Genomic DNA, 11,258 nt, shown 5'->3' with positions numbered 1-11,258 from the left:
GTCAGACCAGCACCGCCCGCGCTTCGCGGAAATGCTGGCGGCCACGGTGTTCACCCTTTTTGCCCAGATTGAAACTGGACACTGGACGGTGATAGCCCATCACCCGCGTCCAAACCAAGGTTTCCGCCCCACAGTGCGGGCACTCGGGCTGTTCGCCGCGTAGGTACCCGTGGGTTTCACAGACCGAGAAAACCGGCGTGACGGTGATATACGGCAAGCGGTGAGTTTCGAGCACCCGGCGTACCAACCGCTTACACGCCACCCCAGACGACAGCCGTTCATCCATATAAAGATGCAGCACCGTGCCGCCGGTATATTTACCCTGCAAATCATCCTGATGCGCCAGGGCTTCAAAGGGATCGTCGGTATAGCCAACCGGCAGTTGGCTGGAGTTGGTGTAGTAGATGTTTTCCCCCTCCCCGGCTTGCAGAATGCCCGGACAATATTTCGCGTCTTCCTTGGCAAAACGATAGGTGGTGCCTTCCGCCGGGGTAGCTTCGAGATTGTAGAGATTTCCGGTTTCGGTCTGATAGCGTTTTAACCGCTCGCGCATTGCGTCCAGCAGCCGCAGACAGAGCGCAACACCGCGCGGATCGGCAATATCATGAGCGTCGGCAGTGAAATTCCGCACCATCTCGTTCATGCCGTTGACGCCGATCGTGCTGAAGTGGTTCCGAAAATCACGCAGATAGCGCTTGGTATAAGGATAGAGGCCGCGCCCGAACATCTCGGTCACGAAGGCGCGTTTCTTTTCCAGCGTATCGCGGGCCAGATCCATCAACCGCAGCATTTCGGCGGTCAGCCCGGCTTCGTCGCCGGGAAAGCGATAGCCCAGCCGGGCCATATTGAGCGTGACGACACCGATCGAGCCGGTCATTTCTGCCGAGCCAAACAAGCCGTTGCCACGCTTGAGGAGTTCGCGCAAATCGAGTTGCAAGCGGCAGCACATGCTACGCACAGCATGGGGTTCATACGCATCGGGGTTGCGCACCCGCGCACCGTCTTCACCGCTCAGATACTGGCTGCCAACGAAATTCTGGAAGTAGGAGGACCCTATTTTCGCGGTATTCTTGAAAATCGCGTCGGCCACCGGGCTGTCCCAGTCGAAATCCTCCAAAATATTCACCGTTGGGATCGGAAAGGTGAAGGGCTGGCCGTGGGCATCGCCCTCAGTCATCACCTCGTAATAAGCAATTGCAATCTGCTGCATTTCCGGGGCGAAATGCCGGTAGGTGAGGTCGACCAAGCTCGCCGCGCCGCGCGCCTGGGCTTCGCACAATAGACCGGCGTCCACCACCCCCTCGAACAATGGGCGGCCCGCAGCGGTCGGAAAATTGTCGCGCAAATCGGGCGGGACGGTTAGATCCAGCGTAATGTTCGTAAAGGGGCTTTGCCCCCAGCGCGCCGGAACGTTGAGGTTATAGACGAAACTGCGGATTGCCTTCTTGATCTCGGCAACCGGCAATCGGTCCTTGAAGACATAAGGAGCCAGATAGGTATCGAAAGAACTGAACGCCTGCGCCCCCGCCCATTCCGACTGAAGGATACCGAGGAAATTGGCCATCTGCCCCAGAGCTTCGCGGAAATGCCGGGGCGGGCGGCTGGCCACCTTGCCGGGGACACCGTTGAACCCTTCGTCCAGCAGCGCCCGCAAGCTCCAGCCCGCGCAATAGCCGGTCAGGCAATCGAGATCATGGATATGGAAATCTGCCTGTCGATGGGCGCGGCTTTCCTCCGGCGCATAGACCGTCTCGAGCCAATAGGTCGCGATGATCTTGCCTGCCGCATTATTAATCAGCCCGGCATTGCTGTAGCAGGTATTGGCATTGGCGTTGATACGCCAATCCTGCCCCAGAATATATTCTTCGACCGTTTGCCGGGCATCAATCCATAAAGACCGCGGCGCAAAGCGCCCATTCAAAGGCGGGGTTCCATCAGGCATTACAGCCTCCTCCGAGGGGAATGGCGTTTCTAGGGGTAGACCATGTTCTCCGTAAAAACACTATATGTAGCTAAATCGAGCTCCCTTTGCGCCAACGCAAAGAATTAGTCTTTTTCCGCTCCCAAACGGAAATGGCTATTTTTTTTGCTGCTGAAGCTCATTATCAGGGCAAAAGACAAAGTGTCGCCGCAGAAACAGGCATCTCCGCCGCAGAATTAGGCGGTTTGCGCTCCTCTTCACCATTGGCACGAAAACTGCTGCTAGGCGGCTCGGGTCAACGAAGACCGTTTGCCAGTAGCTCGATCAACGACGATTGGGGATGAAGGCAGTGCTCTTATGCGCCGCGACAGCGGTGCGTAGTGCGGGTTTCGTTTCGATCCCCCTGATTGGGCACGCCTTCCGCCACGCTACCGGCACCACACCGGGCTTTGGGAGGAAGAATGTCGCAGGGTAATTCGCCAATCCGGCGCAAACTGATCGTCGTCGGTAACGGTATGGCGGCAGGGCGGATGCTGGAAGAGCTGTTTGCGCGCGTGCCGGATGGGTTCGACGTCACGATTTTTGGGGCAGAGCCGCGTGTCAATTACGACCGCATCATGCTGTCGCCGGTGCTATCCGGCGAAAAAGCCTACACCGACATTATAATTCATGACGACGCATGGTATATGCGCCACCGTATTGATCTGCGCCGGGGCGATAAGATTATCGCCATCGACCGCACCGCAAAAACCGTCACCGCCAGTTCTGGCGCGCAGCTAATTTACGACACGCTGGTCTTGGCCACGGGCTCCGACCCCTTCGTCATTCCCGTGCCAGGCAATGATCTGCCGGGCGTTGTCACCTACCGTGACCTTGATGATGTCGAGAAAATGCTCTTAGCGGCAGAACGCGGCGGCAAGGCCGTGGTCATCGGTGGTGGTCTACTGGGGCTGGAGGCAGCGGCTGGCCTCGCTTTGCGCGGGATGGAAACCACTGTTGTGCATCTGATGCCAATCTTGATGGAACGGCAGTTGGATCAAAACGCCGCCTATCTACTGCAAAAAGCCATCGAGCGCCGGGGCATCCAAGTCTTAACCAGCGCCAATACCAGCGCAATTCTGGGCGAATCCGGCGTCACCGGGGTGCAATTAGCCGATGGCCGGGTGCTGGACGCCGATCTGGTCGTCATGGCCGTTGGGATCCGCCCCAATGCCACCCTAGCACGCTCTGCAGGGCTTGCTGTGAAGCGCGGGGTTATCGTCGACGACATGTTGCGCACCGACGATCCAGACATTTATGCCGTCGGCGAATGCGTTGAACACCGCGGTCAGTGTTACGGGTTAGTCGCCCCGCTGTACGAAATGGCTAAAGTTCTGGCAGCGACCTTGGCTAATGAATCAACGCTAGGTTACAGCGGCTCTGTCACGGCAACCAAGCTGAAAGTCACCGGCGTCGACCTGTTCTCCGCCGGTGATTTTTCAGAAGGTGACGAGAATGATGAAGTTGTCCTGCGCGACCCTGCGCGCGGCATTTACAAACGTGTTATTCTGCGGAGCGGCCAGATCGTCGGGGCGGTACTTTACGGCGATACCGGCGACGGGCCTTGGTACTTCGATCTGATCCGCAGCCAAGCCGACGTAGCTGAGATGCGCGAAACGCTGATCTTCGGTCAGGCGTTTCAAGGCGGCGCTACGCTTGATCCGGTCGCCGCCGTCGCCGCCTTGTCCGATGATGCGGAAATTTGCGGCTGCAATGGCGTCCGCAAAGGCCGGATTGTCGAAGCTATTACCGCGCAGGGGTTGACGACGCTGGATTCGGTGCGCAGCGTGACCAAGGCCTCGGCTTCCTGCGGACAATGTACCGGCAAGGTGGAAGCACTTTTGGCGGCCACCTTAGGGGCAGGTTACCCCGGTGGCGGTCGTAAGCCGATGTGTAAATGCACCGACCTGACGCACGACGAAGTGCGGGGTTTCATCGGGACCAAGGGCCTCAAGTCTGTTCCGGCGGTAATGCAGGAATTGGGCTGGAAAACCTCCTGCGGCTGTCCGTCCTGCCGACCCGCCTTAAACTACTACCTGTTGGCCGCCTGGCCGGGCGACTATCGGGACGATCCGCAATCGCGCTACATTAACGAACGGGTTCACGCCAATATTCAGAAGGACGGAACTTTTTCCGTCGTGCCGCGCATGTGGGGCGGGCTAACCACTCCAGACGAATTGCGCGCCATCGCCGATGTCGCTGACCGCTTCAAAATCCCCGTGGTCAAAGTAACCGGGGGCCAGCGCATCGATCTGCTGGGAGTGCGCAAGGAAGATCTGCCCGCCGTTTGGGCGCAGTTGAATGCCGCCGGAATGGTGTCGGGCCAAGCCTATGCCAAGGGACTGCGCACCGTAAAAACCTGCGTCGGGAAGGAATGGTGTCGTTTCGGCACTCAGGATAGCACTGGCCTGGGCGTAAAGCTGGAGCGGTTGATGTGCGGGTCTTGGACGCCTGCGAAGGTGAAACTAGCGGTGTCTGGCTGTCCTCGCAACTGCGCGGAAGCAACCGTGAAGGACATTGGCGTGATCTGCGTCGATTCTGGTTACGATATTCACATCGCTGGGGCCGCCGGCCTCCATGTGCGGGCAACCGATTTGCTAGGGCATGTCGACACCGAAGAAGAAGCGCTGGAGGTCTGTGCAGCCGTTCTGCAAGCCTATCGTGAACAGGCCGTCTACCTTGATCGCCTTTATAAGTGGGTCGAGACAGTAGGGCTAGAGACGGTCCGCAAAACCATCATGGACGATCTCGGCGAGCGTAGAGCCCTCTACGACCGTTTCCTGACCTCGCAACGCGCCGTGCGTAAAGACCCTTGGGCCGAGCGTGTGGCGGGGCAGGAACTGCACGAATTTACCCCGCTGCTGAAGTTAAACGCCGTCCCGCTGCCCGCCCTTCAGGATTAAGATCATGACGCACGAAACCGATTATTGGTTCGACCTGGGGCCAATCCAGGCGATTCCCAAACGCGGGGCGCGCACCGTTAGCCTGCCGCGCCGTGAAATCGCCGTTTTCCGTACCGCCAACGACGAGGTTTTCGCACTCGAAAACCGCTGCCCGCACAAGGGGGGGCCTTTGTCGGACGGGATCGTGCACGGTCGAAAAGTGGCCTGCCCGCTGCACAATTGGATCATCGATCTTGAGAGCGGTGCGGCCACCGGCGCGGACCAAGGCTGCGCGCGCAGTTTTCCGATCAAGGTCGAAAACGACCGCGTTTTCATCGACATGGGGGTTGCGGCGGCCCCGTGACCGGTGCCGTCCCCCGCTTTCCAACCCTGACTGACTTGAGGCAGCAATGGCATATCTCGCACCGTCCGAATTCGTCACCAAAATGGTTGACGCGGGCGAATCAAAAATCTTTATGTCCACCCGCGATACGTTCATCCGCGCCTATATGGCGGGAGCGATTCTGGCTCTGGCGGCCTGCTTTGCGGTTACGATCAACGTACAAACCGGTCAGCCCTTAGCGGGGGCGATCCTGTTTCCGGTTGGCTTCTGCCTTTTGTATCTACTCGGCTTTGATCTCTTGACCGGCGTTTTCACCTTGGTGCCGCTGGCGGTGATCGATAAAAGGGCCGGCTGCACCGTCGGCGGCATGCTGCGCAATTGGACGATTGTCTTTTTCGGCAATTTTGCCGGTGCCCTTACCGTCGCCGCGATGATGGCGATTGTCTTCACGTATGGTTTCACAACCGAACCGAACGCGGTCGGCAAGGCAATCGGTCATATCGGCGAAGGTCGCACGGTAGGTTATGCCGATCATGGCGCGCAGGGGATGCTGACCCTATTCATTCGGGGTGTTCTGTGCAACTGGATGGTTTCGACCGGCGTGGTAGCAGCAATCATGTCCACCTCCGTCACGGGCAAGATCTTGGCGATGTGGATGCCGATCATGCTGTTCTTCTATATGGGGTTCGAGCATTCGATCGTGAACATGTATCTGTTCCCGTCGGGCCTAATGCTGGGCGGGAATTTCTCGCTCTACGACTATATGATCTGGAACGAAATCCCCACAGTCGTTGGGAATTTGGTCGGGGGGATAACCTTTGTCGGGCTAACACTCTATTCCACCCATGTGAAAACCGCCCCGAAACGCCGGATCGGGTAAGCGCCTCCGCGCCCTATCTCGTTCACTACCCAGACGGCCCCGTGTTCGCACGGGGCTGCCGATCGCCGAGCCAGCTATGACAGGCAAACTGCGCATCTCAATCGGGCAATGGTCGGAGGCCGGGGTAAAGCCGATCAATCAGGATTTCCACGGGGCGATTCTCCCCGGCGACCCAGCGACCCTTCGCAAGGGAACGGCATTAGCTATCGCCGACGGGATCAGTTCCAGCGCGGTCAGTCAGATTGCCAGTGAAACCGCCGTAAAAAGTTTTTTGACCGACTATTACTGCACCGCCGATACTTGGTCGGTTAAAACCTCCGCCTCAAAGGTCATTGCCGCCACGAATGCTTGGCTTTACGCCGAAACCCGGCGCAGTGACGCGCGGTTTGATCGGGACAAGGGCTATGTCTGCACCTTTTCGGCCATGATCCTCAAATCGACAACGGCCCACCTTTTCCATGTGGGCGATAGCCGCATCTACCGGGTCGCGGGATCGACGCTCGAACAATTGACCGAAGATCATCGATTGCGGGTGTCCGCCGACCAATCTTACTTGGCGCGCGCCTTAGGTGGGGGCCGGGATGTCGAAATCGATTATCGTGCCGTGCCCCTGGCCGTGGGCGATCTTTTTTTTCTCGCCACCGATGGGGTCTATGAGCATGTGACGGGCAAGGAGATCGCCGTCCATCTGGATGCCAGCCCCGATGATCTCGATACCGCCGCGCGTTCAATCGTCGCAACTGCATTGGCGAACGGCAGCCAGGATAATTTGACGCTTCAGATTGTGCGGATCGACGCTTTGCCCGACCCGCAGCGCGAGGAGGCGGTCCTGAAAGCGACCGACCTCCCTTTACCGCCTCTGCTGGAAGCGCGGCAAATTTTCGATGGCTACCGGATCGAACGACAAATCTATGCCTCGAGCCGTAGCCATCTTTATTTGGCGACGGATATTGAGAGCGGGGCACGGGTAGCGCTGAAAATCCCCTCGATCGATCAGCGCGGCGATACGGCCTATCTTCAGCGGTTTGCGATGGAGGAATGGATCGCCCGCCGCCTTAACAGCCCACATGTTCTGCAAGCCGACCCCGCCAATCGCGCACGAGCCTTTCTATATACGGTGACCGAATTTATTGACGGTCAAACGCTAGCGCAATGGATGATCGACCATCCTGCGCCCGATCTTGAGACCGTACGCGGACTAGTCGAACAGATCGGTAAAGGGCTGCGCGCTTTTCACCGGAAAGAAATGCTTCACCAAGATCTGAGGCCGGAAAATATCATTATCGATGCAAGCGGCACAGCAAAGATTATTGATTTCGGCGCGGCACATATTTTTGGCATAGAAGAATATTCTACCACCGCAACGGAGCAAGTATTAGGAACGCTACAATATGCTGCGCCCGAGTATTTTTTGGGTTACGCCGGAACAGAACGCTCTGATATTTACTCTTTAGGGGTAATCACCTACCAAATGCTCTGTGGTCGTTTACCTTATGGTACTCAAGTTTCCGGTGCACGAAACCACCGACAGCAAAGGCGTCTTGCGTATCGGTCTCTCCTGAAAGACCGAAGCAGTCTTCCACCCTGGATCGATACAACCCTGGCAAAAGCCGTTTCGATAAACCCTGCTCAACGGTTTGACGATATATCCGAGTTTATTCATGCTCTGCGCTTTCCTAACCCGGATTGGTCAGAGACTCGCTTTGATCCGCTCCTTAATAGAAATCCCGAGTTTTTCTGGAAAATGACAAGTTTAATTTTAGCAATTGCATTTATAATAATTTTATTTTATAAATAACTATATATTATTCTCAGAACGACCTTATAATAGGAATCTCCAAATATTAATGAAAAAATACTGAAATTATTAAAAGAAAATACAATCTCGAAAATGAATTTATTTCGATCCACTCCAGAATACGCTTAAGAATTTCTTGGGCAATAACGCAACCGTTGCTGTTCGAGAGGACCACAACCGGGACCGTCCGCAGCCTCGGGTCAAACGCCCGCTCGCAGGAGCAATAAAAGCTATTGCCGTCGATCAAGGCGAAAGCCGCACCAAGCTGTTGATCATGGCCCAGATTTCCACGTCGTCGGTGACGTGGACCGGCGCGCGATGCGGGCTTCAGCCACCAAGTCTCGTCGTCTCGAATAAGCGTGGCGAGAATGACTTCGCCCTGCAAGAAGGCAACGCACACCCTCCCAAGCACCGGCTCATCAGCTGCATTGGCGATGAGAATGTCGCCGTGATAGATGCCGCGCGCCCGAAGCTCGTTGCAGATGACCCGTACCGGATAGAGACTAGGTGTTTAGTCCCGGCATTTGATGGTGCGGATTGAGTTTAAACCGTTCTGGTTCAGTTTCCCAGATTCTACAGATGTACTCGTAGGGCGTTAGGCCGCGCAGGGTCTTCAGTCGGCGACCATAATTATAGGCGTCGACGAAGGTATGAAGGTGCGCTGTCAGCTGGGCATGGCTGTAATAATGAAAGCGCTTAACGATGGCCTCCTTGATCATGTGGTTCATGCGCTCGACCTGACTGTTGGTCTAGGGATGCTTAATCTTGGTGAGCCGGTGTTCGATGTCGTGCTCATCGCAGACCCGGTCGAAGATATGGTGGAAGGCGTATTGGTGGTGCGCCAAGTTGGTGAACCGGATGCCATTATCGGTGAGCACGGTGTGGATGGCATAAGGCACGGCAGCGATCAGGTTGCGCAGGAACTGGGCGGCGATCATCTTGCCAGCCTTCAGGTGTAGTTCGACAAAAGCGAACTTGCTGGTTCGGTCGATCGCCACGAACAGCCGTAGCTTGCCTCGGCGGTCTGCACCTCGGCGATGTCGATAAAAAAGTAGCCAATCGGGTAGGTCTTGAACTTGCGCTTCGGCTCCTTGTCTCCAGCCACCTCCGGTAGTCGGCTGATCCCATGCCGTTGCAGGCAACGATGCAGGGACGAGCGTGTCAGGTGGGGGATCGTCGCCTGTAGGGCGTAGAGAAAGTCGTCGAGCGGCAGCAGGGTGTGCTGGCGGAAGGCAACAATGATCGCCTCGTCCTCGATGCTCAGCAACGGGGACTGTCAGGAATTTCGTGTACGGGCGTGCATAGTGGGTATTAAGGAGAGCACCCATGGCACGACGGAAAGACCCGGTTATCCCGGACGCAGTTTTGGATCAATTGCTTGCAGGCACGGATGCGAAATCAGCGTTTGACAGCAACGGCTTGCTTGACCAGTTGAAGAAAGCGCTGGCCGAGCGGGCGCTGAACGCGGAGATGGACCATCGTCTGGCGGGTGATGGCGGCGCTGGCAACAGCCGCAATGGCTAAGGCAAGAAGACGGTGTTGACCGACAGCGGCTCGATGGAACTGGCCATTCCCCGTGACCGGGAATCGCGCTTCGATCCTCAGCTTCTGGCCAAATATCAGCGGCGGCTCCCCGGCTTCGACGACAAGATCATCTCGATGTACGCGCGGGGCATGAGCACCCGCGAGATCGTCGGCCACGTGCAGGAATCATACGGCGTCGATGTATCGCCGGACCTAATTTCGGCGATGACGGATGCGGTGCTGGACGAGATCGCGGCATGGCAGGCACGGCCGCTGGAGCCGGTCTATCCTCTTGTTTTCTTTGATGCTCTTCGCGTCAAAATTCGCGATGAAGGCCATGTCCGCAACAAGGTGGTGCATGTGGCGCTCGGGGTCCGTGGCGACGGAACCAAGGAAATCCTCGGGCTCTGGATCGAGACCAACGAGGGAGCCCAATTCTGGCTCCGCATCATGAACGACCTCAAGAACCGCGGGGTCGAGGATATCCTGATCGCCGTTGTCGACGGCCTGAAGGGCTTTCCGGACGCGATCAACGCCGTCTTTCCAGAGGCGTTTGTGCAAACCTGCATCGTCCATCTGATGCGTAATTCGCTGGATTTTGCGTCCTGGAAGGACCGCAAGGACCTCGCCCGTGCGTTGAAGGCGATCTATGCGGCGCTGGACGACACGGCGGCCGACGCGGCACTGACGGCCTTCGAGGCCAGCCCATGGGGCCGGAAATACCCGGCGATCAGTCAGATCTGGCGGCGCGCCTGGGCTGAGGTCATTCCGTTCTTTGCCTTCCCCAAGGATGTCCGGCGGATCATCTACACGACGAATGCCATTGAGACTTTGAATTCCAAATTGCGCCGGGCGGTTCGCGCCAGGGGCCACTTCCCGACGGACGAGGCCGCGCTAAAGTTGCTGTTTCTGGTCTTGAACCGATCCGAAAAGGAGTGGAAAATGCCCGCGCGGGAGTGGGGAATGGCCAAAAGCCAGTTCGCCATTCTCTTCGCGGATCGCTTCCAGGCCGCAGGGGCCTAAGCGAGGGTAAACCGCACGCCCATACACGGAGTTCCTGACAGTCCCGGAAGGGGCGGAGAGACTGGCCCTATTGCTTTGAGTTTGGCCGCGTGCGCTGCTGGTGTCTGGTATCCCAATGCCGAATGTGGTTGGACGATGTTATCATCAGCAACCCAGGCGGCAATGACGGCCCGCGCTTGAGGTATGCTGGTGAACAGAGTTTCATTGAGCAACTCGTCCCGCATTCGGCCGTTGAGCCGCAGGTCGGCGTAAGCCAAACTCTCGCTGTACCCATTCTGCATCGATTCCGCCAAAAGATTCTTCAGACGGGCGTTTTCGTCCTCAAGCGCCTTCAGCCGACGCGCCTCCGAAACCTCAAGGCTGCCATACTTGGCTTTCCATTTGTAAAAAGTCGCGTTCGATATCCCATGACGGCGGCACACATCCGCCGTAACCGCCCCGGCCTCCTGTTCCTTCAGAATGCCGATAATCTGCTCTTCGCTGAACCTGCTGCGCTTCATAAGCCCGTCCTCTTAAGGGACCGGACTCTACTTCAAATTGGAGGAAATTGCGCAAGGCAGATCAATCGACTCCTAGACGTGGCTCAACGGCCACATCATTGCACACCTAAGCTGCTGAAGGGGCCGTCCACGACATCACGTCATTACCAGAAAGGCTGGGAAAGGCTAGGCGAGTTTGGCCGCAGAGATTTTTTGTTTGATGGATAGGGGATGGACCGTTTAACTGTTTTTGGCTTTTGGTCAGGTCTCGCTCTACAGCGCAGAAACTGAGATTATCTGTTTTATATCAATGATTTAAAGGTTGGTTGCGGGGGCAGGATTTGAACCTGCGGCCTTCAGGTTATGAGC

General features: G+C 57.0%; 7 protein-coding genes and 4 pseudogenes. 6 read left to right on the top strand and 5 right to left on the bottom strand.

Features of this window, described 5'->3' with window-relative positions:
* Position 1: 1 nt before the first annotated feature.
* Positions 2-1,942, bottom strand: coding sequence for a ribonucleoside triphosphate reductase (locus tag CHR90_RS07385; protein WP_094408361.1), 1,941 nt, complete (start codon positions 1,940-1,942; stop codon positions 2-4).
* A gap of 86 nt (positions 1,943-2,028) precedes the next feature.
* On the opposite strand from CHR90_RS07385, the gene CHR90_RS19175 reads away from it, so the two are divergent.
* From CHR90_RS19175 to CHR90_RS07365, 5 genes are all read left to right on the top strand, one after another.
* On the top strand, positions 2,029-2,265 hold the full coding sequence (locus tag CHR90_RS19175) for a hypothetical protein (protein ID WP_141210902.1): 237 nt from the start codon (positions 2,029-2,031) through the stop codon (positions 2,263-2,265).
* 117 nt (positions 2,266-2,382) lie between these two features.
* Positions 2,383-4,863, top strand: a complete 2,481-nt coding sequence (gene nirB / locus CHR90_RS07380; RefSeq protein ID WP_094408360.1) for a nitrite reductase large subunit NirB — start codon at positions 2,383-2,385, stop codon at positions 4,861-4,863.
* Positions 4,864-4,867: 4 nt separating this feature from the next.
* Positions 4,868-5,206 carry a nitrite reductase small subunit NirD gene (gene nirD / locus CHR90_RS07375; protein ID WP_094408359.1) on the top strand — a complete coding sequence of 113 codons (339 nt, stop codon included), beginning with the start codon at positions 4,868-4,870 and terminating at the stop codon, positions 5,204-5,206.
* Positions 5,207-5,252: 46 nt separating this feature from the next.
* A complete protein-coding gene (locus CHR90_RS07370; RefSeq protein ID WP_094408358.1) occupies positions 5,253-6,065 on the top strand; it encodes a formate/nitrite transporter family protein in 813 nt (270 codons plus the stop codon).
* 76 nt (positions 6,066-6,141) lie between these two features.
* Entirely contained in the window at positions 6,142-7,863 is a 1,722-nt protein-coding gene (locus tag CHR90_RS07365) for a bifunctional protein-serine/threonine kinase/phosphatase (protein WP_094408357.1), read from the top strand.
* A 46-nt stretch (positions 7,864-7,909) separates the two neighbouring features.
* On the opposite strand, the gene CHR90_RS19870 is transcribed toward CHR90_RS07365, so the two are convergent.
* Both CHR90_RS19870 and CHR90_RS07355 read right to left on the bottom strand, forming a co-directional pair.
* Entirely contained in the window at positions 7,910-8,263 is a 354-nt protein-coding gene (locus CHR90_RS19870; protein WP_308421770.1) for a Y-family DNA polymerase, read from the bottom strand.
* 103 nt (positions 8,264-8,366) lie between these two features.
* Positions 8,367-9,136 (bottom strand): annotated as a pseudogene (locus CHR90_RS07355) (IS481 family transposase); the annotation flags it as partial.
* 53 nt (positions 9,137-9,189) lie between these two features.
* Here CHR90_RS07355 and CHR90_RS07350 point away from each other — a divergent pair.
* Positions 9,190-10,410 (top strand): annotated as a pseudogene (locus CHR90_RS07350) (IS256 family transposase).
* Here CHR90_RS07350 and CHR90_RS19920 read toward each other — a convergent pair.
* Together CHR90_RS19920 and CHR90_RS19915 are read right to left on the bottom strand one after the other, a co-directional pair.
* Positions 10,407-10,682: pseudogene (locus CHR90_RS19920) on the bottom strand (integrase core domain-containing protein); the annotation flags it as partial. The pseudogenes CHR90_RS07350 and CHR90_RS19920 sit on opposite strands and share 4 nt — an antisense overlap.
* A gap of 6 nt (positions 10,683-10,688) precedes the next feature.
* A pseudogene (locus CHR90_RS19915) lies at positions 10,689-10,910 on the bottom strand (transposase); the annotation flags it as partial.
* Between the last annotated feature and the right edge of the window lie 348 nt (positions 10,911-11,258).

It is taken from the genome of Elstera cyanobacteriorum (assembly GCF_002251735.1).
In the GTDB taxonomy this organism is placed as follows: domain Bacteria; phylum Pseudomonadota; class Alphaproteobacteria; order Elsterales; family Elsteraceae; genus Elstera; species Elstera cyanobacteriorum.
This window is presented reverse-complemented; position numbering and strand designations above follow the sequence as displayed.

Coding starts and splice junctions, on each gene's coding strand:
- CHR90_RS07385 (WP_094408361.1), bottom strand. CDS start 1,942: ATGCCTGATGGAACCCCGCCTTTGAATGGGCGCTTTGCGCCGCGGTCT.
- nirB (WP_094408360.1), top strand. CDS start 2,383: ATGTCGCAGGGTAATTCGCCAATCCGGCGCAAACTGATCGTCGTCGGT.
- nirD (WP_094408359.1), top strand. CDS start 4,868: ATGACGCACGAAACCGATTATTGGTTCGACCTGGGGCCAATCCAGGCG.
- CHR90_RS07370 (WP_094408358.1), top strand. CDS start 5,253: ATGGCATATCTCGCACCGTCCGAATTCGTCACCAAAATGGTTGACGCG.
- CHR90_RS07365 (WP_094408357.1), top strand. CDS start 6,142: ATGACAGGCAAACTGCGCATCTCAATCGGGCAATGGTCGGAGGCCGGG.